The organism is Phocicoccus pinnipedialis (assembly GCF_903994035.1).
GTDB classification, from domain to species: Bacteria; Bacillota; Bacilli; order Staphylococcales; family Salinicoccaceae; genus Phocicoccus; species Phocicoccus pinnipedialis.
The window spans coordinates 547,912-574,446 of sequence record NZ_CAJEWB010000010.1 but is presented as its reverse complement, the minus strand read 5'-3'; the positions used below and the strand labels follow the sequence as shown (position 1 = coordinate 574,446).

Here is a 26,535-nt window from a genome sequence, read left to right as displayed (position 1 = left end):
ACTTTTGAAAGTGGGGTTAAATTAGATGAAGAACAGTTGGACAAAAACAAAATTCATTATGTTAATGTCTGTTCTTACTATGTTCCTTGCAGGGTGTGGAGAGAATCATCTCAGCGCATTAAAACCTGCAGGTGAAGTTGGGAGACAACAATTCAATCTGATGGTAATTTCCATCGCAATCATGGTACTCGTAATTGTCGTTGTTACAGTTGCGTTTAGTATCGCTGTATTCAAGAGTAGAAGGAGCCAGTTAGGTGAGAGCTTTAAACCTAAGCAAATTGCTGGTAACCACACGTTAGAAGTCATCTGGACTTCTATTCCGATTGTTCTACTAATCATCCTTGCAATTCCTACAGTGTATTTCACTTTCCAACAAGGGGATACAACTGAAATGGTGAATGCTAAAGGTGAACCAAACCAAGATGTAACAATTATCAACGTTACAGCACATCAATATTGGTGGGAGTTTGAGTATGAGCACGAGGGTGTAGTAACTTCTCAAGATTTAGTTGTACCAACTGGAGAGAAAGTATTCTTCAACCTTAAAGGGGCAGACGTTAAACACTCGTTCTGGATTCCAGCAGCAGGAGGAAAACTCGACACTAACGTAGACGGAGTGAACAGTTTCTTCTTAGTATTCGATGACGATAAAGCACAAGATGCTGACCGTTTATTCTATGGTAAATGTGCCGAGCTTTGTGGTCCATCTCACGCACTAATGGATTTTAAAGTCAAAGCATTAGAAAAAGATGACTATGAACAATGGTTAGCTGATATGAAACAAATTGAAGAGCCATTACAAGCTGACGCAGGAGATGCTAAAGAAGGTCAAGAGATTTTTAACAACTCTTGTATTGGTTGTCACGCAGTGACACCTACAGGCGCTGGTGCAGTGGGACCAAACTTAACAAACTTTGGTGACCGCGAACTAGTTGCTGGTTACTTAGAGCATAATAAAGAAAACTTAGTTGACTGGATCAAAGATCCTGAGACACTTAAACCAGGTAACAAAATGACTGGTAAATATCAGTTAAATGACGAAGAAATTGAAAAAGTTGCAGAATATCTTATGACTCTAAAAGTTGATGAAGGTACAGGCGACAAATCTAAATTAAGAGAGACAAAAGACGAAGGAGGAGATAAGTAATGGCACAGGTAAAAGGTAAAAAAGCTGGCTTTGGTGCAGTACTATGGGATTACTTAACAACAGTTGACCATAAGAAAATTGCAATTCTTTACTTGATTGCCGGCGGATTCTTCTTCGCTTTAGGTGGTATAGAAGCGATGCTCATTAGAGCGCAGCTTGCAATACCTAACAACGACTTCCTATCAGCAGGACTGTTTAACGAAGTAATCACAATGCACGGTACTACAATGATTTTCTTAGCGGCAATGCCACTGTTATTCGCGTTTATGAACGCAGTTGTTCCATTACAAATTGGTGCACGTGACGTAGCATTCCCGTTCTTAAACAGTTTAGGTGTATGGTTATTTATATTTGGAGGTATCTTCCTTAACCTTTCATGGTTCTTAGGTGGAGCACCAGATGCTGGTTGGACAAGCTATGCATCACTATCTATTGCATCACCTGGACACGGTATCGACTTCTATGCAGTAGGTTTGCAGATAGCAGGAGCAGGTACTTTAATTTCAGGTATTAACTTTGCAACAACGATTATTACGATGAGAGCTCCTGGTATGACTTACATGAGAATGCCATTATTTACATGGACAACTCTTGTAGCTGCTATTCTTATCGTATTTGCATTCCCACCACTTACAATCGGTGTTTTCTTAATGATATTTGACCGTATGTTCGGTTCTAACTTCTTTATTGTAGAAGCTGGGGGTAACACAATTATATGGGAACACTTATTCTGGATCTTCGGACATCCAGAGGTGTATATACTAATCCTGCCGGCATTTGGTATGTTCTCAGAAATATTCTCGGTATTTTCACGTAAAAGACTATTCGGTTATTCAGCAATGGTATTCGCTACAGTACTTATTGGATTCTTCGGATTCATGGTATGGGCGCATCACATGTTTACTGTTGGGCTTGGACCAACTGCGAACGCAATTTTTGCTTTAGCAACGATGGCTATTGCAGTTCCGACTGGTATCAAAATCTTTAACTGGATTGCAACAATTTGGGGCGGTAGTATCGAATTTACAACACCAATGCTCTATGCATTAGCATTTATTCCATCATTCGTAATGGGTGGTGTAACAGGTATCATGCAGGCTGCAGCGCCAGCAGACTATCAGTACCATGACTCTTACTTCATCGTAGCCCATTTCCACTACGTCATCGTTGGGGGAGTAGTGTTCGCATTGCTCGCGGGACTTCACTTCTATTGGCCAATCATGACTGGAACAATGCTAAGTGAAAAATTAGGTAAGTTAGAAATGGTAATATTCTTTATTGGTTTCCACTGTACTTTCCTAATTCAACACTGGTTAGGTTTATGGGGTATGCCACGACGTGTGTTCACATACCTCGATGGACAAGGTTACAACGCTGCCAATATGATTTCATCAATTGGTGCAGCCTTGATGGCGGTTGCAGTAATTATACTGTTAATTAATATCATTAAAACACTTGTTAAAAATGAAAAAGTTGGGAGAGATCCATGGGGTGACGGTCGTACATTAGAATGGTCATTACCAATACCAGCACCTTATTACAACTTTGCTCAAACACCACTTATTCGTGGCATTGATGTATTAGCATTAGAAAAAGAAGAGGGCGATGGAACAATTCCTTCAGCGGGTCCTGTTGAACCAATCCATATGCCAAATAACTCATTTATTCCATTTATGATTTCACTTGGTTTATTTATAGCAGGTTTCGGTGCATTATACTTTGCATCTGGAAAGCCTTGGGCTATCGATGCGGTAGCAGATTTACCAGTTAGACCATGGGCACTATATGTGTTAATTGCAGGTCTTGCAATCACATTCATCTCAATGGGTGTAAGATCATGGAAAGATGATTTAGGTTATTATATAACTAAAGAAGAACTAGAAGCTGATTTAAGAGAATTAGAAGCTAGAGAAAGAGGTGCGAATTAATGGCTGAAATGAGATACAATGTACCAAACGACCAATGGCCAGTGCACCCAGAAAAGGCGACTTTAGAAGGACGTAACAAATTTGTTGGGTTCTGGACATTCCTAGCTGGAGAGACTGTACTTTTCGCTAGTTTATTTGCAACGTACTTAGCACTAAAAGACCAAGTACCTAGTCAAGATCACTTAGTAGCAGCTGAACTATATCATTTAGAACTTGCATTCGTAATGACGATGTTCTTATTAACATCATCACTTACATCAGTATTCGCTGTATATCACATGAGAAACAATAACTTTGGGAAGATGCAATTATGGCTTGGAATTACTGTGCTACTAGGTGCAGGATTCTTAGCACTCGAGATTTACGAGTTCGTAGAATATGTAAGTATCGGACATACATTTAGATCAAGTGCTTTTGGTAGTGCCTTTTACTTCTTAATTGGTACGCACGGATTCCACGTTATCGTTGGTCTGATTTGGATTACGCTCTTAATCATCCGTAACGCTAACCGCGGTCTCTCAGTGTACACTGCAGCTAAAGTGAACACTGCTTCACTTTACTGGCACTTCATTGACGTAGTATGGGTATTCATCTTCACGATTGTTTATCTGTTAGGGGTGTTATAAATGGCACATCACGAACCAGAACAATTAACTGAAACGCAACTTAAGTATCTAAGAACGGAACGTACAAAGGAAATGAGAATCCAAATGATTTCATTTGGTCTCATGATCTTCTTAACATTTATTGCATTCGCTTTAGTAGCGTTAGAGTTAGACAAGAACTTTATTGTACCGATTGTTATTGGACTTGCATTTATACAAGTCGCACTACAGTTCTACTACTTCATGCATATGAAAGATAAAGGTCATGATTTCGCGAAGTTACTTATCCTAACTGGATTATATTTCGCAATCGCGTTTGTTGTATGTTTCATTATGATCGTTTGGATTGGTAACCCAATCTAATACCTAAAAGAGGCTAGATAATCTAGTCTCTTTTTTAATTTGTAATAATATCGTCAACAAGGGTCTATTGAGATTTCTGTATAATGCTTTATAATTAAGCTATCGAATAAAAAAGGGTGATGAATAATGGATAGACTCCTATCTATTAGAATCTTCGGATTTATAGCTAACTGGAGCCCGTTTCTACTCGTATTTGTAATCGCAGTAGCAATTGCGTATTTCTTACTTACGATGAAATGGTACGATGAGTTCGAAGGTGGGAGAAAACTAACACCACTTGAGATTTTCATGTCTCTGAGCGTATTCATAATGTTCTATATAACTTTTGGTTCACCAATAGATATACTGAGTCATATTTTATTTACATTTCATATGATTCAAATGGCACTAGGTTTACTTATGATTCCGCCAATGCTTTACTTTGCAATTCCAGATTACTTATGGCGTTATCTTGCTAAGCAACCCGTATTAAGACAACTCCATAAAGTATGCCAAAAACCTTTAGTTGTTCTTATAGTATTCTGTGCGGCATTTAGTATTTACCATATTCCAGTTGTAATGGATGCACTTAAAATGAGTCAATCATTACACGTACTAGCACTAGCAGTTTTATTTATTACAGCTACTATGTGCTTCTGGCCAGTTTTAAACAAAATTGACCCACCTGAAAAACACATGGGTGGATTATTCAAAATGTTATATATATTTGGTATCGGTGGATTACTTCTTCCAGCATGTGGACTAATTATCTTTGCTGAAACACCTATGTTTAAAACATACACAGAAAACGCTGCATGGCTAAAAGCAATGGAATTATGTGTACCTGCAGGTGTTTTAGATGCATTGAAAGGACAAAACATGATTTCAGGTCCAGAATACTTTAGTACGATGACTCCTTTAAGTGATCAGCGTACAGGTGGAATCATCATGAAGATTCTACAAGAGGTATTCTTCTCAGTAATTTTAGGTTACATCTTTTACAACTGGTGGAAATCAGAGAGTGGAGACCAAGAAGAGATTACTCGAAAAAACTTAGAACAAGTACTTAAGCAACAAGAACTAGATAGACAATTTAGATAAGAGGATAATTATTATGAACTTACACTTTATTTTACCTACGATTAGTACAACATTTATTGTATTAAGTGCGGTCATGATGGCGATTGGTTTAAAAAAGATTCTCGGAAAGAATAAAGACTTAGAAGCACATGATAGATTTATGAGTTTATCGGCAATTTTTGCAGCGATTTTCTTTGTGATCTACGTTTCTAAAACTGTATTTATTGGTAGTACAACATTTGCAGGACCAGATACTTTGAAAACGTACTATGTAATTTTTTTGATTACACACATTAGTTTGTCAACGGTCGGTGCAGTGCTTGGTGGATACCAAGTCTTTACTGGTAAAAAGAATAAACTGGGTATTCATAGAAAGCTTGGTATGTTAACTTCAGTGATTTGGTTCATCACTGCAATAACTGGAGTCATGGTTTATGTATTACTTTACATAATGTATCCAGGTGGAGAACAGGCAGGCCTCTTTGAAGCGATTTTTAACCATAAGTAAGTATTAAAGATAAAGAAAAGCCCGAAGTGATAATCACTTCGGGCTTTTCTTTATGCTAATTCAACTAGGTCAGTATGAATCTTTTTAATTTTTTGGATTGCATGATCTACGATACGCTCAGGAAAATACTCGTCTTTACCGTATTCGATTCCCGTTGGATAGTAGTGTTTACCCATGTATGGGTCCATGAGTTGTAGATTTGCATTACGCGCACCCACATCACCTTCAACTGCGTATCCAGGGAAGCGTAAGTAGTAAATTCCTTCAGGAATTTCATATTTGTAATCAAAAGTCATACGTTCGTAGTCCCAGCTTCCGCCAAGTACACAACCGTTTTTATTCATCACTAATTGTAAAACGTCTTGTGGTATAATTATGTTTTCAATACCAGAGTTTTCAAATACCATCGAATTGCCCTCCCGTTAGTTCCATTACTATCATTTTAATCTATTCAAACCTTAAATACAAATACATTTTGTTTAAGATTTAATCAATTGCTTATGATAAAATAGCGATAGGGAGTGAGCGTTATGTTTTTAACATTTTCAGATATTGAAATATTAGATCAGTTAGAAAAAGTTGGTCTGATGATTCGTGAGTCAGAGGAATATCATTCTTATAAAAAATATCAAGATTTACTACATAAAGACGATGAGTGTCGTAAGCTTATAAATGCATTTACTAAATTGAAGGAAGAGTTCAGTGAAGTAGAAAGATTTGGAAGATATCATCCAGACTTTAATGAGATGCGAAGAAAAGTGAATAAAATGAAGAAAGAAATTGATCTCAATCCAGTGGTAATAGAATACCGCAGGGCAGAGTATCTGCTACAGAATATCTTAGACGAAGTTATGTACATTATTGGACAGTCCGTGTCTGAACATGCAAACGTCGTAAGTCACAACCCATTCTTTAGTGGAAAGACAGGCGGCGGATGCAGTACTGGTAGTTCATGTAGCTGTGCAAGTTAATAAAAAGACGTGTTCTCTTATGAGAACACGTCTTTTTATTATATATGAAATTGATCCCTTAATACATGATAAGCAATGTCTGGATAGTCCGTTACGATTGTTTGTGCACCGCGATCTAGCAATTGACTCATCTGTTCAACATCATTAATTACCCAGTAACCAGGTGCGATGTTTAATTTTTTCATGAAGTTAATAAACGATTTCGTGTCTAGTCTTATTGTTCCGGCCGCAATTGGTAATTGGAATGTGTCTCTGGTCGGTGTGTACATATGTCCGAGACTTGTTACGAAACTCGTGTATGCTTTAAGCACTTCATCAACCCCGGCACCGATCGCATATTTTCCTTTAGCGTATAAATCGAACTGCTTGATCTGGGCGTCTTGGAAACTCGTAACGAGTACGCGATCTCTTACATTTTTTCTTTCTAGCAAATCATATAGTTTTTTTACTACGATACAGCCTGCTCTTGTTTCAATTGGATCTTTGATATCGATGTTAATGAGCATGTCAGGATACTTGTCCAAAAGCTCTTCAAGCGTCATAACCTTAGCATCTTCATGCCCTCGATATGGATAACTATCATCTGAGAGTTTAAAGTGATAGGCGAAATCGAATGCACTCAGTTCTTCTAACGTGTAATCTGAGACTTTACCAAAGCCATCTGACACTCGGTCGATGTATTCGTCATGAAAGACTACGATTTCTTCATCTTTAGTCAGTCTAATATCTATTTCAAATCCGTCAACAGCGAAGTTTAATGCATTATCGAACGCAAGTTTCGTGTGTTCTGGTCTTAATCCTAAGCCGCCACGGTGTGCGAATAGGTAAGGAGACTTTCTTTTAAAATAGGGTTTTATTTCCATCACAGGTTGAAGTCTAATCAGCTTAGTAGCAGTGTAAATTGCACCACCAATTAGTACGCTGCTTAGAAGTATATTTTTTATATTGGTCATATGAATCCTCCATTTTTGTATATTAGTAAAATTCATAAATATGTTATGATACGTCTAAAGGGATATAAAGGTGAGTAATATGTTAACAAGACGTATCGGTTTATATATATATTTTAAACAAAATAAATTTATACGACAATTACGCCGTTATGGGAATGTCGTATATGTGAATACTAAGCAGAAATACCTTCTCGTTTATATTAATGAATCTGAACTCGATAAAACACTCGATCATTTATCTAAATTAAAATATGTGACAAAGGTTATAGAGTCAGAGTATAGAAACATTAAAACTGAGTATAAAAAGCATGATGAAGGTACACTTTCACCACCATACCAGACTAGTTAAGTGGTGGGATGATGTGGTTTAACCGTAACACGCCAATAATGTATTGGTAATAAAGATCTTCTTCATGGAAATCCTCAGGATCTCTAGAAGACATATCAATTTTTTGTATGTTTTTATTATCTAACCATTTAGAAATGAGCGTATACATTTCACCTTCATAGCCTTTACGCAAACCTCTTAAGATTGTATAGAGTGCTTGGAAGTTCTGTACTGCAGGCTTCATGATGAGTACGAATGTTGAAGGTGCATCTTCGTGATGAATAAAAACGGCTTTATCTATGCGGGCGTGGTTATATTCTATCAATGCTTGCAACTCAAAAATTTCGCTGTAACCATGGCCAAGTAAAATAAATTTTTGCAAGGGAATTCTCCTTTTATTCATGTTCTATCTATTAGTATAAAATTAATTTGGTGAGAAAGAAAGGTGATATCGTGCGTATTATCGCAGGAAAGTATAAAAACAAACGAATTGAAACATTAAAGAAAAATGATACACGTCCAACAGGAGAGAAGTTAAGAGAGTCCATGTTTAGTTCTTTAGGTAGTATGTATGGAGATATACTAGATCTTTTTGGTGGGAGTGGTGCCCTTACTATTGAGGCACTTTCAAGAGGTGGCGAACGGGCGGTTATAATAGACGGTGCAGTGGATGCATTAAAAGTCATCAAAAGTAACATACGAGATTTACAAGAAGACATCGAAGTATACAGAAATGATTATAGAAGAGCATTAAAAGCATTACATAAAAGAGGGAGACAGTTTGACTTTATCTTTATAGATCCACCATATCATAAAGAACTTGCAAATATCGCGATACACATGATCGATGAATTAGATTTATTAAAATCTGATGGGGTAATCATTGTTGAGAGTGCGAAAAATGAAAACATCGAAGTTGCGCCATTTACAATAGAAAAAGTAATCGAGCAGGGAACGACAAAGTGTCAATTTTTAAGGAGAGGTTTAGATGACTAAAAGAATCGCTGTATGTTCAGGTTCATTTGACCCAATCACATATGGTCATATGGACATCATAGAACGTGCATCACGCGTATTTGACATAGTTTATGTATGTGTTTCAACAAACGCGAACAAGACAGGCTTATTTACGCCTGAGGAGCGCATAGAACTAATTGAAGAGACGATGAAAACAATCGATAATGTAGAAGTTAAGATGTTTGATGGTCTTTTAATTGACTTTTGTAATAAAGTAGGGGCAACTGCTATAGTCAGAGGATTGCGTGCTGTTTCTGACTTTGAGTATGAAATGCAGATGGCGTCAATGAACAGAAAACTTAATGACAACGTTGAAACGATGTTCATAATGACAAATAACAAATACTCATTTATTTCGAGCTCGATTGCTAAAGACGTGGCACGTCACGGTGGCAAGGTAAGTGACGTGGTACCTCCAAATGTAGAAAACGCATTAAAAGAAAAATTTAAAAAGTAGTTTTTAAAGATGAAGACCTTATACCCTTTCTGGTATAAGGTCTTATTTATACTCTTCTATGGATTATGACGGGTGTATTAAAGTCGTTCATTGTTGTTCCAGTCAGTGTGTTATAGATTGCGGTTGCCTTGATTTCATCTTTGAAATAAGTGCTCGTTTTTTTATTGATATTTGTGAAAACCTGTTTTCCTTTTAATGTTGAAAGGTAATATTGTCCAGTAACGTTCATGGCAAGTACACGCACAGCAGTGGGTAGATCTCTTTCTTCCACATCGTAAGCAGTAACATTTAACAATACATAGATTAAGAGTCTCGAGAGTCTTGTCCAAGTATATCTTTTTGTTTTAATTAATGTTAAAAATTCCTCATAAGTGTTTGCTTGTTTAATGTATTCAATTAATCTGTTCTCAAGACCTTCAGTCATCGTATAAATTGTTTTTAATTCGTCCGGTGTACTTCTTAGAATTATTGTCTTCAATGTATCGAATATGATCTCATTGTCTACAACACCACGGGTAATAATTTTTCTTGCAAGACGATAGGGCATGTATTTCTCAGCGGTTTGCTCTTCCTTATTTTTTAGTAATTTACGTAGACCTGTGGCACTTTGGAAATCATTCGCTGCGTCATGTGCATCATGAAAACCGCTACCTTTACGTTTAATAGTATGTGGCGTGATACCTGCTCCAAGAGTTTCGATTGCTCTCAAATAACTGATGCCGAGTGTGTTATTCGGTTCAGAGAGCAAAGTATTATACGTGAGTGATTCGATTGCACGAGGATATGATATACCTGACTTAATAAGTGATTTAAGTTCACCTTGATTAACTTCACGTTCGCTTTTTAATGCTTCTTTAAAAGCGTCTATATCTCCAGATTCACTTCCAAAACATATATCTGTCGTGCCAAGTTCCATTGCCATTTTTATAGCACCAATTGCAAAATCGTCTGCGTAGCTGATTGCATTGATAAGTGGTAATTCTATCACAAGGTCAACGTGTTTGATGACTTCTTTTGCACGGTCAAATTTGTTGATGATTGCTAGCTCACCACGTTGGGTAAAGTTACCGCTCATTATTGCGATTGTGACATCTGGATCCACTAGTTCTTTTGATTTTTTAATATGATAAATATGCCCATTATGAAGCGGGTTATATTCAGTTATAAGAGAAAGTATTTTCAAGTTAAACACCACCATGATATAGTTATAATTAGTATATCAAAGATTACTAAATTAAAAGCAATTGTGTTAAGAAAAAAACTTGACACTAAACCGATATTTCTGTACAATATTTGTTGTGCTTATAAGAGGTGAAGAGAGATGAAGTGGTCACTTTCACAGCTTAGGAAGTTTAAAGATAATGCATTTACTTTTAACCAAAACATTCAATTAGAGGATGTTACAGACCGACGTGATATCTTCCATATTCATGATATTGAAATTTCTGGTGATATTCTTCATAGCAATAGACGATTTGATGTGAACTTACATATCGAAGCGGATGTATCTATGATAGATAGTCGCTCTGGAGAACCCGTGATTTATCCACTGTCAATTGATACAGTTGAAATATTCGACGAATCGATTGAATCAGATAGTGAGATTGACGAACAAGATGACAATCTCCATCCTGTTCTTCACGAAATTGACCTTGAGCCAATTGTGAGAGAACTAATCATAGTAAATATCCCGAATGTATATACGGAAAGTGAATCATTGCCAAGTTCATCAAACACTGATAATTGGAAAGTCTTTGGGAGTGAAGAGGAACTTGAAAAAGAACGACCTGTTGACCCAAGACTTCAAAAATTACAATCACTATTTAATAGTGACGAAACGGAGGATTAAACAATGGCAGTACCTAAAAGAAGAACATCTAAAACTCGTAAAAATAAACGCCGTACACACATTAAACTAAGTGCACCTGGTATGACAGAGTGCCCAAACTGTGGTGAAATGAAGTTATCACACCGCGTATGCCCAGAATGTGGATCATATAAAGGCGAAGAAGTTACAGTAGCTAACTAATTAACATGGGGTTATCCCCGTGTTTTTTTTATGTCTACTTTTAAGCGTGTGATTTGAGAAACGCGCGCCATTTATTTATAATTTCAGTAACACTTAACATTAGGAGAATTTTAAATGATCTTCGAATATATTGATTATAATGAACCGCTCATTAGAGAGAACAAACTAGATGACTTAAAGTTCTTTGAAATGAACACACTATCTAAAGAGACGATTAGTAAAATAACTGAAAGACCAGTACACGAACATACGAAGGCACTTGCTGATGAAATTGAAAAAGGAATGCGTGTTTTTGAACTAGATGATGCTCAAATAAAAAATATTGAAAAGCTTAAAAATGGGCACCGCGTAATTATTGGTGGACAACAAGCTGGACTCTTAATGAGTCCAATGTATATTCTTCATAAAATCATTTCGCTTTTCATACTTCAAAATGATGTAAAGAAAAATTACGATTACGATGCTATACCAGTGTTCTGGATTGCAGGGGAAGATCACGATTATGAAGAAGTGAATCACACGCATGTATATGACAAGTATCACAACAGAGTGAAGAAGATTTCATACAAATCAAACTTAACAGTTCCGATGAGTATCGGTTTCTATGATTTTGATAAGAAAGCAATGAAATCAGTAGTTGACGAGATGTTTAACTATTTAAAAGACGAACCTCGACTCGTCCGAATAAAAGATTCTATTATTGAAAAGCTAGAGGACTATCATTCATGGACAGATTTTTTTACGTCACTCGTTCATGAGCTGTTTAAAGATAAAGGATTATTAATTGTCAACGCACACAGTGAAGGGATTCGTGAGTTAGAAAAAGAAATATTCAAAAAGATGTTCCTGAAGCACGAAAAAATCGATAAGGCATTCAGAAGTGGTCAAGAAAAATTCACTTCACACTTTAATGTCGACAAGACGATTGACACTGAGACTAACGTACATCTCTTCATTAACTCAAATGATAAACGGGCACTTCTAAAATTTGAAGATGGTATTTATCGTACAGAAGATGAGATTTACACAAAAGATGAGATTTTGAAATTGATTGATTCCGACATTGTGCAGATGAGCAATAACGTTGTGACCAGACCGGTCATGCAGGAGTGTTTGTTTAACACACTCATTTTTGTTGGTGGTGGTGCAGAAGTGAAATATTGGGGTGAATTACATGAAGTGTTTGAAACACTAGAAGTCCCAATGCCACTAGTTTTAAAACGTATGGAATTTATGTATCTCCCAAAAGAGATTAGTAAAAAACTCGACAAGTATAAGCTGACATTCACCAAAGATTTAATTTCTGATTTACAGAAGAAGAGAAAAGAGCTAATGAAAGACAATGAAAATAGCCGGCTTTTAAAAGCACTTGAAAAACAAGAGGCAAAAGTCATGAATCAATATGATGATTTAAAGCATTGTTGTGAGTCAGACTGGGAAAGACAACTCATTGAAAGTAACTATAAAGCGCAGATGAAACAAGTTGGCTACTTAAAGAGAAGATACAAAGTTGAGTCAATGAGAAAAATCAGAAATGAGTTGAGTGATTTAAAAGAAATCGAACAAATTTTACTCCCTTTTGGAGTTCTACAGGAAAGAATTTATCATCCACTCACATTTTATACGCAAATGTGGGATTATTCCCCACTCACTTACCACGAGAATCTCGTTTTAATAAAAGAATAGAAATATTGATATCAAGCGATTTTCCTAATATGGAAAATCGTTTTTTTATTTTTATAAAAATTATTATAAAATATTCTATGATATGTGGAGTAAAGTGGTTGATTGTGGTAAATTAGAAATATAGAGGTGGGGTGAGACTGTGTTCATGGGTGAATATAATCATAATTTAGATACAAAGGGCAGAATTATTGTGCCAAGTAAATTTAGAGATTCACTCTCTAACGAATTTGTGATTACACGTGGACTCGATAAATGTTTGTTTATCTATACAAACGATGAATGGTCTCGTATTGAAGAGAAAATGAAAGAACTCCCACTAACTAGAAAAGATGTACGTAAATTCATGAGAATGTTCTTCTCAGGAGCAACACGAGTAGAAGTTGATAAACAAGGTCGTATTAACATCCCACAAAAATTACGAGAATATGCAGGCTTAACGAAAGCGTGCACTGTTATTGGTGTTTCTAGTCGAGTAGAGATTTGGAATACTGATAAATGGAACGATTTCTATGATGAATCTGAAGATAATTTTGAAGATATTGCCGAAGAGCTAATCGACTTCAATTTTTAGAGGTGAAAACATGTTTAAACATAATACAGTGCTCTTAAAAGAGACAGTCGATGGATTGAATATAAAACCAAATGGTATTTATGTCGATGCAACACTTGGTGGGGGCGGACATACTGAGTATCTCCTTAGTCAAGTCCCTAATGGACATGTGATTGCTTTTGATCAAGATATATACGCGATTAACATAGCGAAAGAAAAGTTCAAAAATGTAGAAAACATCACCTTCATACACAGTAATTTTAGTCACTTAAAAACAGAGCTTGGTCGTCTAGGAATTGAAGGAATCGATGGCATTCTTTACGACCTAGGTGTTTCAAGTCCACAACTCGATATCACTGAGCGTGGTTTTTCACACTCAAAAGAAGCAAGACTTGATATGAGAATGGATCAATCACAATCACTCGACGCTTACGAAATTGTGAATACATATCCTTATGAAGATTTAGTAAGAATTTTTTTCAGATATGGTGAAGAAAAATTCTCAAAACAAATTGCACGTGAAATAGAGCGAGTTCGTGAAATACAACCTATAGAAACAACGACAGAACTTGCAAGTATCATTAAAAGTAAAATTCCCGCTAAATTTTTGAAAATGTCAGGGCACCCAGCTAGACGGGTTTTCCAAGCGCTTAGAATCGCGGTAAACGACGAACTAGGAGTATTTGAAAAGAGTTTAGAAGAAGCAATAGAGCTATTGAATAAAGATGGTCGAGTATCTGTGATTACATTCCACTCTCTAGAAGATAGAATCTGTAAACAGATTTACCAGGAGTACGAAAGAGGGCCAGAGCTACCTAAAAATATGCCGATTATACCAGAAGGGTACGAACCGGTTTTAAAGAGAGTAAATAAGAAACCAATTCTTGCATCAGAAGAAGAATTGAACGAAAATCCACGTGCACGAAGCGCGAAATTAAGAATCGCAAAAAAATTGAAATAATGATCGGAAGTGTGTAGAATATGCAAGCGGAAAGAATACGTAAAATTGAGCAGCGAAGTGAACATGTAGATAAGCCGAAGTACGAGTATGTCAAGAAATCTAAGTGGGTCAACTTGCGCTTTAATGAGCTGCTTATTTACGCTGTATTAATTCTTATGGTTGCACTTAGTGCATATTTCTTCTTGCATACGAAACAAGAAGCACACGCACATCAAGCAACGCAAGCGCAACTCACGAATGAAATTTCGTTTAAGGAAAAAGAGATAGATGAACTTACAACTGAAGTCACACACCTTTCTTCATACGATCGTATTTATGAAAAAGCCAATCAACTTGGGCTCAAAATGGAAAATGGAAATGTAAAGGTTGTAAAGAAGTATGAAAAACAGAATGAGTAAAGATTTTAAAGCAATCAACACACATAACATCCCAAAATTTACACTCCTGATTTATATCATATTAGGAGTGTTTTTTGCTTTAATCGTAATTAACTTTATTATATTAATGATCTTTAAAAGTATAGATGATTCAGACCTAGAGAAACTCGGAGAGGAGAAGTTCACGAGGTCTATAATACTCGAATCAAATAGAGGACAGATATTAGATCGTCATGGAGAAATTCTTGCAAGTGATATGGAAGCTTATCGTATTGCTGTAATTGTTGATGATAATTATCCTAACCATCTGACTGACAAAAAGAAAGTAGCTAAAGAACTATCAACAGTAATGTCAATGTCTGAAAAAGAGATTATTAAGATGATAGATGAAGGAATAAAAAGTGATAGATTCCAAGTTGAATTTGGAACTAAGGGACGAAATGTAAGCTATAAGAATAGAAAGCTACTTGAAAGTAAAGAACTCGACGGTCTTACATTTTTACCTGAAACAAAACGGTTCTACCCTAACGGAGTTTTTGCATCCCACATCATCGGATTTGCAGAACCAAATGAGGACGGAAAACTTGTCGGATCACTTGGTATTGAACGTGAATACAATGAGGAGCTTGATGGTAAATCTGGATTTTCGAACTACACTCAAGATATTTGGAGTTATGTTGTACCAGGCACACTTGAAACAGAGTCTGCAATTGACGGTATGGATGTAGAACTAACGTTAGATTCTAGCATTCAACTCTATTTAGAAGAATCACTTGATGAGATGCAAAAATATTTCGAGCCAAAAGAGTTATTCGCATTTGTTGCAGATGCTAAAACTGGCGAAATATTAGGTGCAGGTCAAAGACCATCATTTAATCCCGATACACGAGAAGGGTTTGGTAACAGCTGGTTAAACATGCTGTATGAATATCAGTTTGAACCTGGGAGTACATTCAAAGTATTTGGACTAGCTGCTGCTATTGAAGAAGGAAAGTACAATTCTAATGAGTACTATGAGACAGGGTCTAGAGACGTCATGGATTCTACGATTTATGACTGGGAAACTGAAGGTTGGGGAACAATCACATACAACGAAGGTATGCAGTATTCATCAAACACCCTTATGATGGACCTACAAGACAAAGTCGGTGCAGATAAAATGCTCGATTATTATAAAAAGTTCGGTTTCGGAGAAGTAACCGGCTCTGAGTTTAGCACAGAAGCTAGTGGGCAAATCGCTTGGGACAATGAACTCCAACAAAAAACCTCATCATTTGGACAGACCTTATCAGTTACCCCTATACAAATGATTCAAGGGATGACTGCACTATTAAATGACGGCATGATGAAAAAACCATACATTGTAAAGTCAGTGACAGACCCGAAAAATGGAAATACTATATATGAGGGTAAAGAAACAAATGTTAGACAAGTAATTTCAAAAGAGGCAGCCCAGAAAACGGTTGAAGAGATGAATACACTTGTAGGCGGCACTTTGGACAGAAATCCAATGTATCAATTAGATGACTACGGAGTAACTGGTAAATCAGGTACAGCTCAAATCTATGACGAGGAAATTGGTGGTTACATTGATGAACCATACCAGTTCATCACGTCATTCATAGGTTATGCACCAAAAGATGACCCTCAAGTAATCGTTTATTACGGTGTTAAGCAGGCATCTGAAAACAAAAGTGATACTTGGGACTATGGAGTAAGCCTTGGGTTTAATCCGCTTATGGAACGTACGTTAAAATACTTAGAAGTAACAGATAGCTCTGAAGGCATCAACGTTAACGAAGTGAAAGTTGAGGACTATACAGATAGGAAAATTGAAGACATTGCTGTACTGACAAATGACTCACTCAACGTAATTACGAGTGGTAAGAGTGAAGTAATCAAGGATCACTATCCAAAGAACACAACACTTATTAAAAACGATACAATATATGTAAAAACAGAGGGTGCACTTACAATGCCTGATATGCGTGAATTATCTAAGCGTGAGGTTATTACATTGCTTGATTTCCTTGGAATTAAAGCAAGCATCAAAGGAGAAGGCTATGTGAAGAGTCAGTCTATTGCGCCAGGAACTGAACTTGGTAAAAAATCATCATTAACAATACAACTGGATTCTAACGATCCAAACAACTAGGAGGAAATCATGTATTATGCATTTTTAATAATGTCATTTATATCATCTGCGGTATTAATGAAATATCTCATACCCATGTTAAAACGATTAAAGTTCGGACAGTCGATTAGAAAAGAGGGACCAGAAGCACATTTGGCTAAAACTGGGACACCTACTATGGGTGGTATCAGTTTTATAGTAGTAACGACAATTCTATCAATAGTTGCGTTATTCTTCGTTGATGATATATCAAAACTCATCATTCTGATTATAGTAACACTTGGTTTTGGTCTGATTGGATTTTTAGATGACTATATCATAGTCGTTAAAAAAGAGAACGAGGGATTATCATCGAAACAAAAAGCACTGTTACAAGTAGTTGTCTCAGTCATCATTTTTGTCATCATGTTTATGTTCATTCCCGGTATTGAAAAAGGTATTCAGATCCCAGGAACTGATTTTCTGATTCCACTTGGATACTTCTTTGTTGTCTGGATTGTATTCTGGTTAGTAGGTTTCTCTAATGCGGTGAATTTAACAGATGGACTCGATGGTTTATCAACATCTACTACAATCATTGCTTTTGCATCATTTTTAACAATTGCACTTATTAAAGGAGAAACAGAAATCAGTCTGTTCTTATTCATTTTAATCGGTGCGCAAATTGGTTTTTTCATCTATAACAAGTTCCCAGCGAAAGTGTTTATGGGAGATACCGGTTCTCTCGCACTTGGTGGTATAATCGCGACTGTTTCAATTATGCTAAATAACAGTTTATTACTACTACTTATCGGTATTGTATTCGTAGTAGAAACGGCTTCAGTTATTATTCAAGTGACGAGTTTTAAAATGACTGGAAAACGCGTATTTAAAATGACACCTATACATCACCATTTCGAGTTATCGAATTGGAGTGAGTGGAAGATTGTAATTGTATTTAGTGCAGTCGGACTAATTGCGGGTATAATCGGAGTATTCTTAGGAGTGTAGTATATGAATCGTTATAAAGATAAAAACATTATTGTGCTCGGCTATGGTAGAAGCGGTAGAAGTGCAGTGAATGCTTTAAACAAACTCGGTGCACGTGTCACACTGACAACAAATGAAAACTTAGTAGATGATGTTGTTTTAGAAGAACTTAGAAAACAAACGGTGCAGATCGTTGATGGACATCATCCGTCTCATTTGCTTAATGATGCAGATTTAATTGTCAAGAATCCTGGTATTCCATATAGAATCCCATTTTTACAAGAAGCATTGGAACGCAAAGTACCAATCATAACAGAAGTTGAACTCGCATATGAACTAAGAAAAAAAGATATTATTGGCATCACTGGAACAAATGGAAAAACGACTGTAACAACACTAATTGGTGAAATGCTAACGGATGATATACATCATCCGATTCTATGTGGAAACATTGGATATCCCGCTGCAGAGGCAGTATTAAATAATGATGATGAAGACCTTGTTATGGAGTTATCTTCATTCCAACTCATGGGAATTATTGATTTTAAACCAAGCATTGCAGTAATCACAAACATTTATGATGCACATCTTGATTATCATACGGATGCGACAGAATATAGAAATGCAAAGTTAAACTTATTAAAAAACATGAAAGAAAGAGACGTAGTTATTTTTAACTATGCACAAAGGGATATTTTAAACGCTGTGAACTGTCCTTCAGAAATTAAATACTTTAGTATAGAAGAAAGAACAGATGCTTATGTTGAAGCGGGCAAAGTATATGTTAATGGAAAATACGTAATCGATGTCGACGACATCGTATTAAAGGGTCCACATAACTTAGAGAACATTCTTGCGAGCTTGCTCGTTGCTGATGAAAAGGGTGTTCCGATGGAGCATATTACGAATGTACTGACAACTTTTAAAGGAATTGAGCATCGTCTAGAATTTGTTGGAGATAAGAACGGTGTTAAATATTATAACGACTCAAAAGCAACGAATGCTCTTGCAACGACATTTGCCTTAAGAAGTTTTGAGAGAGATACAATCTGGATTGCTGGAGGTCTCGACCGTGGCCAAGACTTCATAGAACTCACTCCTTACTTAGAGCATGTTAAATACGCAATTGTGTTCGGAGAAACGAAACATAAGTTAGCACAGTTTTTATCAGCACATAAAATTCAAACTGTCGAAACTGAAAACCCAAATACAGCAGTTAAAATTGCGGATGAGTTAAGTAATGAGGGTGATGTGGTATTATTTTCACCTGCTTGTGCTTCATGGGATCAATATACAGATTTCGAAACGCGTGGTAATCATTTTAAAGAAGGATTTGACGCGCTATAAGAAAGGAGGATAGCCATGAAAGACAAACCGAACATTGATGAGTTGAAGAAAAAGCTCAGAAAAAAAAGAAGTACTGAACCAACCAATATAGGACATAAAGAAACAATAGAAGAATCAGATTCGACCCTCTCATCAGGAGATTCGGAGGCTATCCAACAGAAACCTGAAGATAATAACTACCTCGATGAATCAGTAGTTGAGCATTATAAAGATAATAACGATGATTCTGTAGATAAAGACAGTGACAGTATTGAATTAAATGATGAAATAGAGACAATTGAAGTCACTGAATTAACTGCAGCTAGAGAAGAAGATTCAGAACCTAAACGAGAAAAAGAAGTGAAGCAACGAAATGCTAAGAGAAGTATTAATTATTTTAAATTGGCAATTATTCTTTTTACAGCAACAACAGTCTTCCTAGTAGTTTCATACTTAATTAGTAGTAAGAGTAACGTAAAAGATATAGTAATTGAAGGTAACGAACATCTAACAGATGAAGAAATATTAGGACGTTCGGAAATAAAAGAAGAAGATAAGATGTATCTAACGAATACTGGAAAAGCAGAACAAAACATCTCTTTACTACCTATTGTAGAAAGCATCGAAGTTGAACGTGATTTCCCAAACACAGTAAATATTATAGTTAAAGAGTATGACGTTGTTGCATATGTAGAAAGTAAAGGACGTTACTATCCAGTATTAGAAAATGAACAAGTATTGCGTGGATTTGACATGACACCAATAGATGCGCCGATTATCCACTTTTTTGATGGAGTAGAATTTGAAGGTATGGTGAAGAGTTTAAATCAAATGAACCCACAAATATTAGCGATGATCTCAGAAATCTTCTATCGACCGAACAATGAAACAAATTCTCGTATTCAGCTATATATGAATGATGGACAAGAAATTATTGCAGATTATAATACAATCGGCGATAAAATTGACTATTATGCAGGTATAAAAAAAGAGATTGGTAATAAAAAAGGGATACTTGATTTAGAAGTGAGCAACACATTCTTACCCTACATTTCTGAAGAGGTAGTACGAATCAAACAAAATATGCGTAACATCCCAAGTCAAGTACCATATCTAGAAGAAATAGAATCCTCTCTAGAGAAGATTAAACGTAGTTTAAAAGCGCTCGAAATAGATAATAAGGAATAAGCATAAAATATTGTGAAAACTTATTGTATTCAGTTCACAATTAATGTTATATACTGTAAACTATAGATTAGACTATTGTGAAAAGAATCAATATTAGGAGGCATTCAGGTGAAGGAACAGTATTATGTTGCCCTTGACATAGGGTCATCGAGTGTAAAAGTCGTGGTTGGGGAGAAATTTCACGATGGCGTAAACATCATTGGAACCGGCCAAACCTTCACTGATGGTGTATCAAAAGGTATGATCCGAGACTTCGATCTCGCTAAAAGTGGAATCATAGATACAGTTAAAAAAGCTGAACTCTTATCTAACATTGAAATCGATGAGGTATTTTTAAAAGTACCGATTACGAATTCGGATATTGTTTTTGAAACAGAAACACTAAGATTTACAGGCAGAGAAACTGAAATCGACGGTGAACTGATTGAAGAATTATTAGAGAATATTAGATTAAAAGAAATTTCATCAGAGAAAGAAATTGTTACTGTATTTCCAGTATCCTTTTTAGTAGATGACCTACATGAAGTAGAGGACCCAAAAGGAATACTCGCAAGAGAAAGTTTAACAGTACGCGCTGGGGTTATTTCGGTAGACCGTACGTTATTCATCAACATGGGTAACTGTGCTGAAGAAGCGGGTCTTGATATCATTGATGTCACATCAGATGGATTTAACTATACTCATATATTATCAGATACAGAAAAAGAACTCGGTGCAGTTGTCATTGATATCGGCGCTGACTTAACGCAATATGCATACTACGAAAGAGGGACACTTCGCTATCTAAACGTAATCGATGTTGGTGGTAATGACATCTCATACGCTGTTGCTGAAGCGTTCAATACAGACTATCATTTTGCTAACCGTGCAAAAGAACAATATGGTCACGCATTTTATGAAAAAGCGAGCGATACTGAAAAATTAACGTTACCTCAGAACAACAAAGATGGTGACATAGAATTAAGTGCTAAGAAACTTGCTGATGTGATTGAAATCGTAACTGAAGATATCTTTATGGAAATCTTTGAAGATTTAGCAGAAAATGGTGTTACACGTGTGAATGGTGGATTTGTCATTACAGGTGGTACAGCGAATTTAAGAGGAATTAAGGATCTTGTACAAGATATCGTTTCAGAAAAAGTGAGAATTCACATCCCGAGTCAAATGGGCGCAAGAAAACCTGAGTTTACAAGTGCGATTGCAACAATCGAGAGTGGTATTTTATTTGATGAACTATTAGATTATGTTACAATTGATAATTATGATAACGTCTATGAAGATATAGATGAAGACGATGAAATCGTCGAAACTACAGATGGTTCATTCTTCTCATCACTATTTAAAGAACGTAAGGAAAAGAATGCGAATTTAAATAAGGATAGTAAAGAAAAAGATATCTCTTATGAAGAACCATACAACAACGAAGAGGCACGTTACGAAGAGGATGATGTTGTGTTCGAGTCAGAAGACTCTGATGACGAAATCAATTATGTTGACGAAGAGCCTAAAGAGAAGAAGCAAACAGATAATTCGGGCTTCTTTAAAAAAGTATTTAAGAATTTATTCGAGTAAGTATATTGGGAGGAAATGATTAGATGTTGGAATTTGAAACTGGGTTTAACCATCAAGCAACTCTTAAGGTGATTGGTGTCGGTGGTGGTGGTAACAACGCTGTAAACCGAATGATTGACGAGGGTATGCAAAACGTTGAATTTATTGCTATTAATACAGATGGACAAGCGCTTAACTTATCTAAAGCTGAATCTAAAATTCAGATTGGTGAAAAATTAACACGTGGACTTGGAGCAGGTGCTAATCCTGAAATTGGGAAAAAAGCAGCAGAAGAATCACGTGAACAAATCGAAGATGCAATCCAAGGTGCGGACATGGTGTTCGTGACTGCTGGTATGGGCGGTGGCACTGGTACTGGTGCTGCACCTGTAGTTGCTAAAATTGCTAAAGAGATGGGTGCATTAACAGTAGGTGTTGTTACACGCCCATTCTCATTTGAAGGTAGAAAACGTCAAACACAAGCAGCAGCTGGTGTTGAACAAATGAAAGCAGCAGTAGATACATTAATTGTTATCCCTAACGATCGCTTACTCGATATCGTTGATAAATCTACACCTATGATGGAAGCTTTTAAAGAAGCAGATAACGTATTACGTCAAGGAGTACAAGGTATCTCCGACTTAATCGCTGTAAGTGGTGAAGTAAACCTTGACTTTGCCGATGTGAAGACTATCATGACTGACAAAGGTTCTGCACTAATGGGGATCGGTGTTTCATCTGGTGAAAACCGTGCTGTAGAAGCTGCAAAAAAAGCAATCTCAAGTCCACTCCTTGAAGTGTCTATTGTTGGAGCTCAAGGTGTTCTTATGAACATTACTGGTGGCGAAAACTTATCTCTATTCGAGGCACAAGAAGCAGCAGACATCGTTCAAGATGCTGCTGATGAAGATGTTAATATGATCTTTGGTACGGTAATTAACCCAGAACTTGAAGACGAAATTATCATCACTGTGATCGCAACTGGTTTTAACGAAAAATCAGTTGCTAGAGAAACAGTACGTCCAGGACAAGTTGAACGTCCAGCGCAATCACGTCAATCATTCGATGAGCGTGATGTAGTTGAAGAAAAAAACTTTGAAACTTCTAGACCAACATACGATGAAGAGCCAAGCGGACGTCGTGAAGAAAAGAACGACACAGATGTTCCTTCGTTCATCCGCGGAAGACGTAACCGTAGAAGATAATCTTATTAAATAGAACTCACGGAGATATTGATTTCAATATCTCCGTTTATTTATATGGGAGGACTTTATGCTACAAGATTTTAATCACTATGTTGGTATAAACAATGAGGAATTAGTTCTCGGATATACAAAACGTGTAGATGGGTTTAGTAACTACCCCAAAAACTCGTTAAATATGGCACTCTATGTTGATGATGACATAACTAACGTGGATAAGAATCAAGAGATATTAGCACGAGAAATAGATTTTGAAACTAAAAACTGGGTTATACCCAATCAACGTCATGGCAATAATGTCTTAGAAATTACCTCAGCCTATAAAGGGACCAATGTCAAAACGCTAAGTGAAGAACTTATGGACATAGACGCAATGTACACACATGAGAAGGGCATTCTATTGGGCATGAACTATGCGGACTGTGCGCCTGTTTTTATTTACAGTATTACTGATAATTTTATTGGTATCGCACATGCTGGTTGGAAAGGCACTAAATTAGAAATTATTAAGATACTATTAAAAGAATATAAAGGTGACATTGAAGACTTGCGTATAATCATTGGTGTAACAATCAATAAGAAAAGCTACGAAGTCGATAGCAATGTTGTCGATGGCACATGGGATATTCCTGAAAGTGCAATTGAAGTTAATGGCGATAAATTCTTCCTTGATTTAAAAGAAATCAATCGTAAGCAAGCACTTGAATATGGATTAAAAGAATCACAAATACATGTAACACATTACGGTACAGAGATGGAAGAATTTTTCTCATTTCGATTAGAAAAAGGAAACACTGGCCGTGCACTCGGATTTATTGGAAGGAGATCTACATGATTAAGAGAAATTATGATCAAATTTTAAATGAAATTGGGGAAGAGGTAACAGTCATTGCTGTTACAAAATATCATACAAATGATGAAGCGATGAGTGCGTATGATGCTGGTGTACGTAACTTTGGTGAAAATAGAGTTGAGGGTTTTAACGAAAAGCGTGAGGTCATTCCAGCTGATGGTAAAATGCATTTTATTGGTACGCTGCAATCTAGAAAGGTAAAGGATGTAATCGATGATTTACACTATCTTCACAGCCTAGAAAGAGAATCAATAGCCAAACGTATTGAACAACATGCCCAACATGAGGTAAAATGTTTTATACAAGTAAATGTTTCAGGAGAAGAGACAAAACATGGTCTAAAACCATTTGAAGTTAAAGGGTTCGTAGAGTCTTTACAGAAATACTCTAAAGTTAAAGTTGTTGGTCTTATGACAATGGCACCTGAGACTGATGACGAAAACGAAATTCGTAATTGTTTTGTAGAACTGCGTGAGTTACGTGATGAACTATCAAAAACGTATCCTTCTATTACTGAACTAAGTATGGGCATGAGTAATGACTATAAAATTGCCGTAGAAGAAGGTGCAACTTTTATTCGCATAGGAAGTAAATTGATGGGAAGATAGGTGACTGAATATGGCAATTAGAAAAATGATTAAAGACTTGTTCGTCGTTGAATCCGAAGAAATCAATGAAGTTCAAACTAACAAAGTTCATGATTCTGGTAAAGTGACTTCTGTAAATTTTACAGAGACAACTAAGAGACGTGAACGTCCACAAAAAGATGTAAGGCAGCAGTCAAAACGTAGAGTGAGTGAAGAGAAAAACCAATTGCTTGGTGGGAAAAACAAAATGAGTGGAATCAATTCCAAAGTATGTTTATTTGAACCGTATGTCTTTTCTGAAACTCAAGACATTGCGGACGAGTTGAAAAACGAACAGACAGTGCTTGTTAATTTAACACGCTTAGACAGAGATGCGAAAAAACGCATCATCGATTTTTTAAGTGGTACAGTATATGCATTAGATGGAGACATTAAGCGTGTAGGTACAGACATTTTTCTATGCACACCAAATTCAGTAGGTGTTGAAGGGGAAATTTCTGATTCTGAAAACGCGTAAGGAGATTTAAATGGATAATATACAAATTGCAAAAATTGTTAAAATGATTTTTGATGTATATGTGATTGTGTACCCAATCTTTTCTTGGGGTTTCATTATATACATCTTATCAAGTTGGGTTCCTGGACTAAGGGAATCAAAATTTGGGGATATCTTGGGGCGCGTTTACGAGCCTTTATTGGAGCCGTTTAGACGTATCATCCCTCCACTTGGTGGTATGCTCGACCTTTCACCAATAGCATTCATTATAGTCTTACAGCTATTCAACTACGGAATGCGCTCAATTTTTGTAACAATCATAAACGGATTATTAACATAGAGACTAATCGTTCTCTATGTTTTTTTAGGAGAATATATGGAAGCTATATTTCAACATTTTAGATCTGAGGAAAAAGAGAAGATTATTGAAATTTATTCGAAATTCGAGATTGCAGAACGAGATTATTATCCTGTATTGCTCGACTTTTTAGATCCAAGAGAACGAGTAATTGTAGATAATATTAGCGGACATTTTAGTGATATTGAAGTTGAATACTTTGGTGGCGGGCAAGATGAAGATAGAGAACGTATGAGAGCTGTAGTCCATCCAAGTTTAATTCCTATCTCCCGAGATGATTTTCAAATCACTGTATATAGACTCGATTATCCTGAGAAGTTTTTGGATTTAACACACAGAAATATTTTAGGTGCCATAATGGCGCTTGGGTTTGACCGAGCAAAGCTCGGAGATATAGTGTTTGGAAAATCTATTCAGTTTGCAGTCGATTCGAATTTAAAAGATTATATCAACATGGAGCTAACTCGGATTAAAAATACCCCTATTAAATTAATTGAAATTCCAAATGATGAGATGATCACGGGAGATATTGAAACACGCAATATTACAATAATAGCTTCATCATATAGAATTGACACAATCGTTAGTGAAGTACTAAAAGAAAGTCGATCAAAATCTAAAACACGAGTAGAAAAAGAGAAAGTTAAGATAAATCACTCTATAGTAACGAATCCTGCACTCAATGTAGAAATAGGTGATATTATTTCCGTTCGTAGATTTGGTCGATTTATTGTAAACGAACTTGTTCATGAAACGAGAAAAGGAAAGTATCGAATTGCAATAAAAGTTTATGTAGAATGATGATAGTAGTTGACTAATCATCAAAATTTTCGCATAATATGTGTATTAGACACGCAGTAGACGCTCTTTTTTTAGCGACTAGAGGATGGTGAAAGCTCTAGAAAATCGTCATATTGATATCACTAATCCAT

Annotated in this window: 31 protein-coding genes; 27 read left to right on the top strand and 4 right to left on the bottom strand. The window is 36.2% G+C overall.

Annotated elements, in window-relative coordinates; genetic code table 11:
• The first annotated feature begins 25 nt into the window (after window positions 1–25).
• The 6 genes from coxB to H9D55_RS07085 all read left to right on the top strand — a co-directional run bounded on the left by coxB (window position 26) and on the right by H9D55_RS07085 (window position 5,610).
• Entirely contained in the window at window positions 26–1,147 is a 1,122-nt protein-coding gene (gene coxB / locus H9D55_RS07110) for a cytochrome c oxidase subunit II (RefSeq protein WP_186078083.1), read from the top strand.
• Window positions 1,147–3,075, top strand: a complete 1,929-nt coding sequence (locus H9D55_RS07105) for a cytochrome c oxidase subunit I (RefSeq protein ID WP_186078081.1) — start codon at window positions 1,147–1,149, stop codon at window positions 3,073–3,075. Before coxB ends, H9D55_RS07105 begins: the two co-directional genes overlap by 1 nt.
• Window positions 3,075–3,701, top strand: coding sequence for a cytochrome (ubi)quinol oxidase subunit III (locus H9D55_RS07100; protein WP_186078079.1), 627 nt, complete (start codon window positions 3,075–3,077; stop codon window positions 3,699–3,701). Before H9D55_RS07105 ends, H9D55_RS07100 begins: the two co-directional genes overlap by 1 nt.
• On the top strand, window positions 3,702–4,043 hold the full coding sequence (locus H9D55_RS07095) for a cytochrome C oxidase subunit IV family protein (protein ID WP_186078077.1): 342 nt from the start codon (window positions 3,702–3,704) through the stop codon (window positions 4,041–4,043). It abuts the gene before it with no gap.
• Between the two features lie 126 nt (window positions 4,044–4,169).
• On the top strand, window positions 4,170–5,123 hold the full coding sequence (gene ctaG, locus H9D55_RS07090) for a cytochrome c oxidase assembly factor CtaG (protein WP_186078075.1): 954 nt from the start codon (window positions 4,170–4,172) through the stop codon (window positions 5,121–5,123).
• Between the two features lie 13 nt (window positions 5,124–5,136).
• Window positions 5,137–5,610, top strand: coding sequence for a DUF420 domain-containing protein (locus tag H9D55_RS07085; RefSeq protein WP_186078073.1), 474 nt, complete (start codon window positions 5,137–5,139; stop codon window positions 5,608–5,610).
• Window positions 5,611–5,660: 50 nt separating this feature from the next.
• On the opposite strand, the gene H9D55_RS07080 is transcribed toward H9D55_RS07085, so the two are convergent.
• The gene (locus tag H9D55_RS07080) at window positions 5,661–6,017 is read right to left on the bottom strand and encodes a YugN family protein (protein WP_186078072.1); all 357 of its coding nucleotides are present in this window, start codon (window positions 6,015–6,017) and stop codon (window positions 5,661–5,663) included.
• Between the two features lie 123 nt (window positions 6,018–6,140).
• Between H9D55_RS07080 and H9D55_RS07075 the strand changes: the two genes are divergently transcribed.
• Window positions 6,141–6,581, top strand: coding sequence for a YlbF family regulator (locus H9D55_RS07075; RefSeq protein WP_186078070.1), 441 nt, complete (start codon window positions 6,141–6,143; stop codon window positions 6,579–6,581).
• A 38-nt stretch (window positions 6,582–6,619) separates the two neighbouring features.
• Here H9D55_RS07075 and H9D55_RS07070 read toward each other — a convergent pair whose 3' ends face one another.
• A complete protein-coding gene (locus H9D55_RS07070) occupies window positions 6,620–7,534 on the bottom strand; it encodes a glycerophosphodiester phosphodiesterase (protein ID WP_186078068.1) in 915 nt (304 codons plus the stop codon).
• A 79-nt stretch (window positions 7,535–7,613) separates the two neighbouring features.
• Between H9D55_RS07070 and H9D55_RS07065 the strand changes: the two genes are divergently transcribed.
• Window positions 7,614–7,883: a YlbG family protein gene (locus H9D55_RS07065; RefSeq protein WP_186078067.1), complete on the top strand. Its 270-nt coding sequence runs from the start codon at window positions 7,614–7,616 to the stop codon at window positions 7,881–7,883.
• Here the strand turns inward: H9D55_RS07065 and H9D55_RS07060 are convergent.
• A complete protein-coding gene (locus H9D55_RS07060; RefSeq protein ID WP_186078065.1) occupies window positions 7,876–8,244 on the bottom strand; it encodes a DUF7147 family protein in 369 nt (122 codons plus the stop codon). The genes H9D55_RS07065 and H9D55_RS07060 overlap by 8 nt on opposite strands.
• A gap of 50 nt (window positions 8,245–8,294) precedes the next feature.
• Between H9D55_RS07060 and rsmD the strand changes: the two genes are divergently transcribed.
• Complete coding sequence (gene rsmD / locus H9D55_RS07055) at window positions 8,295–8,858, top strand: 16S rRNA (guanine(966)-N(2))-methyltransferase RsmD (RefSeq protein WP_328795570.1); 564 nt, start codon at window positions 8,295–8,297, stop codon at window positions 8,856–8,858.
• Complete coding sequence (gene coaD, locus H9D55_RS07050; RefSeq protein WP_186078063.1) at window positions 8,851–9,336, top strand: pantetheine-phosphate adenylyltransferase; 486 nt, start codon at window positions 8,851–8,853, stop codon at window positions 9,334–9,336. The genes rsmD and coaD overlap by 8 nt, the downstream gene beginning before the upstream one ends.
• A 46-nt stretch (window positions 9,337–9,382) precedes the next feature.
• Here coaD and H9D55_RS07045 read toward each other — a convergent pair whose 3' ends face one another.
• Window positions 9,383–10,519 carry a nucleotidyltransferase gene (locus H9D55_RS07045; protein ID WP_186078061.1) on the bottom strand — a complete coding sequence of 379 codons (1,137 nt, stop codon included), beginning with the start codon at window positions 10,517–10,519 and terminating at the stop codon, window positions 9,383–9,385.
• A 138-nt stretch (window positions 10,520–10,657) separates the two neighbouring features.
• Between H9D55_RS07045 and H9D55_RS07040 the strand changes: the two genes are divergently transcribed.
• The 17 genes from H9D55_RS07040 (at window position 10,658) to H9D55_RS06960 (ending at window position 26,404) form a co-directional block, all read left to right on the top strand.
• Window positions 10,658–11,185 carry a YceD family protein gene (locus tag H9D55_RS07040; RefSeq protein ID WP_186078060.1) on the top strand — a complete coding sequence of 176 codons (528 nt, stop codon included), beginning with the start codon at window positions 10,658–10,660 and terminating at the stop codon, window positions 11,183–11,185.
• Window positions 11,186–11,188: 3 nt separating this feature from the next.
• Window positions 11,189–11,365, top strand: a complete 177-nt coding sequence (rpmF, locus tag H9D55_RS07035; protein ID WP_186078058.1) for a 50S ribosomal protein L32 — start codon at window positions 11,189–11,191, stop codon at window positions 11,363–11,365.
• Between the two features lie 114 nt (window positions 11,366–11,479).
• A complete protein-coding gene (gene bshC, locus H9D55_RS07030; RefSeq protein WP_186078057.1) occupies window positions 11,480–13,051 on the top strand; it encodes a bacillithiol biosynthesis cysteine-adding enzyme BshC in 1,572 nt (523 codons plus the stop codon).
• Between the two features lie 139 nt (window positions 13,052–13,190).
• Complete coding sequence (mraZ, locus tag H9D55_RS07025) at window positions 13,191–13,622, top strand: division/cell wall cluster transcriptional repressor MraZ (protein ID WP_186078056.1); 432 nt, start codon at window positions 13,191–13,193, stop codon at window positions 13,620–13,622.
• 10 nt (window positions 13,623–13,632) lie between these two features.
• Entirely contained in the window at window positions 13,633–14,562 is a 930-nt protein-coding gene (rsmH, locus tag H9D55_RS07020; RefSeq protein ID WP_186078055.1) for a 16S rRNA (cytosine(1402)-N(4))-methyltransferase RsmH, read from the top strand.
• A 20-nt stretch (window positions 14,563–14,582) separates the two neighbouring features.
• Window positions 14,583–14,960, top strand: coding sequence for a cell division protein FtsL (gene ftsL / locus H9D55_RS07015; RefSeq protein WP_186078054.1), 378 nt, complete (start codon window positions 14,583–14,585; stop codon window positions 14,958–14,960).
• Entirely contained in the window at window positions 14,941–17,094 is a 2,154-nt protein-coding gene (locus tag H9D55_RS07010; protein WP_235963135.1) for a penicillin-binding protein, read from the top strand. The genes ftsL and H9D55_RS07010 overlap by 20 nt, the downstream gene beginning before the upstream one ends.
• Before the next feature lie 9 nt (window positions 17,095–17,103).
• The gene (mraY, locus tag H9D55_RS07005; protein WP_186078053.1) at window positions 17,104–18,063 is read left to right on the top strand and encodes a phospho-N-acetylmuramoyl-pentapeptide-transferase; all 960 of its coding nucleotides are present in this window, start codon (window positions 17,104–17,106) and stop codon (window positions 18,061–18,063) included.
• Between the two features lie 3 nt (window positions 18,064–18,066).
• The gene (murD, locus tag H9D55_RS07000; protein ID WP_186078052.1) at window positions 18,067–19,389 is read left to right on the top strand and encodes a UDP-N-acetylmuramoyl-L-alanine--D-glutamate ligase; all 1,323 of its coding nucleotides are present in this window, start codon (window positions 18,067–18,069) and stop codon (window positions 19,387–19,389) included.
• A 15-nt stretch (window positions 19,390–19,404) separates the two neighbouring features.
• Complete coding sequence (locus H9D55_RS06995; protein WP_186078051.1) at window positions 19,405–20,556, top strand: cell division protein FtsQ/DivIB; 1,152 nt, start codon at window positions 19,405–19,407, stop codon at window positions 20,554–20,556.
• 108 nt (window positions 20,557–20,664) lie between these two features.
• Window positions 20,665–22,128 (top strand): cell division protein FtsA, encoded by a 1,464-nt coding sequence (gene ftsA / locus H9D55_RS06990; protein ID WP_186078050.1) that lies wholly within the window; start codon window positions 20,665–20,667, stop codon window positions 22,126–22,128.
• A 23-nt stretch (window positions 22,129–22,151) separates the two neighbouring features.
• Window positions 22,152–23,312 carry a cell division protein FtsZ gene (ftsZ, locus tag H9D55_RS06985; RefSeq protein WP_186078049.1) on the top strand — a complete coding sequence of 387 codons (1,161 nt, stop codon included), beginning with the start codon at window positions 22,152–22,154 and terminating at the stop codon, window positions 23,310–23,312.
• A gap of 67 nt (window positions 23,313–23,379) precedes the next feature.
• Window positions 23,380–24,144, top strand: a complete 765-nt coding sequence (locus tag H9D55_RS06980; protein ID WP_186078048.1) for a polyphenol oxidase family protein — start codon at window positions 23,380–23,382, stop codon at window positions 24,142–24,144.
• The gene (locus tag H9D55_RS06975; RefSeq protein ID WP_186078046.1) at window positions 24,141–24,770 is read left to right on the top strand and encodes a YggS family pyridoxal phosphate-dependent enzyme; all 630 of its coding nucleotides are present in this window, start codon (window positions 24,141–24,143) and stop codon (window positions 24,768–24,770) included. Before H9D55_RS06980 ends, H9D55_RS06975 begins: the two co-directional genes overlap by 4 nt.
• 10 nt (window positions 24,771–24,780) lie before the next feature.
• Window positions 24,781–25,266, top strand: coding sequence for a cell division protein SepF (locus H9D55_RS06970; RefSeq protein WP_186078044.1), 486 nt, complete (start codon window positions 24,781–24,783; stop codon window positions 25,264–25,266).
• A gap of 10 nt (window positions 25,267–25,276) precedes the next feature.
• Window positions 25,277–25,585 carry a YggT family protein gene (locus tag H9D55_RS06965; protein WP_186078042.1) on the top strand — a complete coding sequence of 103 codons (309 nt, stop codon included), beginning with the start codon at window positions 25,277–25,279 and terminating at the stop codon, window positions 25,583–25,585.
• Between the two features lie 36 nt (window positions 25,586–25,621).
• Complete coding sequence (locus H9D55_RS06960; protein ID WP_186078040.1) at window positions 25,622–26,404, top strand: YlmH family RNA-binding protein; 783 nt, start codon at window positions 25,622–25,624, stop codon at window positions 26,402–26,404.
• Window positions 26,405–26,535 lie beyond the last annotated feature (131 nt).

Bases quoted from the DNA above. Each gene is read 5' to 3' on its own strand.
- coxB (WP_186078083.1), top strand. From the start codon at position 26: ATGAAGAACAGTTGGACAAAAACAAAATTCATTATGTTAATGTCTGTT.
- H9D55_RS07105 (WP_186078081.1), top strand. From the start codon at position 1,147: ATGGCACAGGTAAAAGGTAAAAAAGCTGGCTTTGGTGCAGTACTATGG.
- H9D55_RS07100 (WP_186078079.1), top strand. From the start codon at position 3,075: ATGGCTGAAATGAGATACAATGTACCAAACGACCAATGGCCAGTGCAC.
- H9D55_RS07095 (WP_186078077.1), top strand. From the start codon at position 3,702: ATGGCACATCACGAACCAGAACAATTAACTGAAACGCAACTTAAGTAT.
- ctaG (WP_186078075.1), top strand. From the start codon at position 4,170: ATGGATAGACTCCTATCTATTAGAATCTTCGGATTTATAGCTAACTGG.
- H9D55_RS07085 (WP_186078073.1), top strand. From the start codon at position 5,137: ATGAACTTACACTTTATTTTACCTACGATTAGTACAACATTTATTGTA.
- H9D55_RS07080 (WP_186078072.1), bottom strand. From the start codon at position 6,017: ATGGTATTTGAAAACTCTGGTATTGAAAACATAATTATACCACAAGAC.
- H9D55_RS07075 (WP_186078070.1), top strand. From the start codon at position 6,141: ATGTTTTTAACATTTTCAGATATTGAAATATTAGATCAGTTAGAAAAA.
- H9D55_RS07070 (WP_186078068.1), bottom strand. From the start codon at position 7,534: ATGACCAATATAAAAAATATACTTCTAAGCAGCGTACTAATTGGTGGT.
- H9D55_RS07065 (WP_186078067.1), top strand. From the start codon at position 7,614: ATGTTAACAAGACGTATCGGTTTATATATATATTTTAAACAAAATAAA.
- coaD (WP_186078063.1), top strand. From the start codon at position 8,851: ATGACTAAAAGAATCGCTGTATGTTCAGGTTCATTTGACCCAATCACA.
- H9D55_RS07040 (WP_186078060.1), top strand. From the start codon at position 10,658: ATGAAGTGGTCACTTTCACAGCTTAGGAAGTTTAAAGATAATGCATTT.
- rpmF (WP_186078058.1), top strand. From the start codon at position 11,189: ATGGCAGTACCTAAAAGAAGAACATCTAAAACTCGTAAAAATAAACGC.
- bshC (WP_186078057.1), top strand. From the start codon at position 11,480: ATGATCTTCGAATATATTGATTATAATGAACCGCTCATTAGAGAGAAC.
- rsmH (WP_186078055.1), top strand. From the start codon at position 13,633: ATGTTTAAACATAATACAGTGCTCTTAAAAGAGACAGTCGATGGATTG.
- ftsL (WP_186078054.1), top strand. From the start codon at position 14,583: ATGCAAGCGGAAAGAATACGTAAAATTGAGCAGCGAAGTGAACATGTA.
- H9D55_RS07010 (WP_235963135.1), top strand. From the start codon at position 14,941: ATGAAAAACAGAATGAGTAAAGATTTTAAAGCAATCAACACACATAAC.
- mraY (WP_186078053.1), top strand. From the start codon at position 17,104: ATGTATTATGCATTTTTAATAATGTCATTTATATCATCTGCGGTATTA.
- murD (WP_186078052.1), top strand. From the start codon at position 18,067: ATGAATCGTTATAAAGATAAAAACATTATTGTGCTCGGCTATGGTAGA.
- H9D55_RS06995 (WP_186078051.1), top strand. From the start codon at position 19,405: ATGAAAGACAAACCGAACATTGATGAGTTGAAGAAAAAGCTCAGAAAA.
- ftsZ (WP_186078049.1), top strand. From the start codon at position 22,152: ATGTTGGAATTTGAAACTGGGTTTAACCATCAAGCAACTCTTAAGGTG.
- H9D55_RS06980 (WP_186078048.1), top strand. From the start codon at position 23,380: ATGCTACAAGATTTTAATCACTATGTTGGTATAAACAATGAGGAATTA.
- H9D55_RS06975 (WP_186078046.1), top strand. From the start codon at position 24,141: ATGATTAAGAGAAATTATGATCAAATTTTAAATGAAATTGGGGAAGAG.
- H9D55_RS06970 (WP_186078044.1), top strand. From the start codon at position 24,781: ATGGCAATTAGAAAAATGATTAAAGACTTGTTCGTCGTTGAATCCGAA.
- H9D55_RS06965 (WP_186078042.1), top strand. From the start codon at position 25,277: ATGGATAATATACAAATTGCAAAAATTGTTAAAATGATTTTTGATGTA.
- H9D55_RS06960 (WP_186078040.1), top strand. From the start codon at position 25,622: ATGGAAGCTATATTTCAACATTTTAGATCTGAGGAAAAAGAGAAGATT.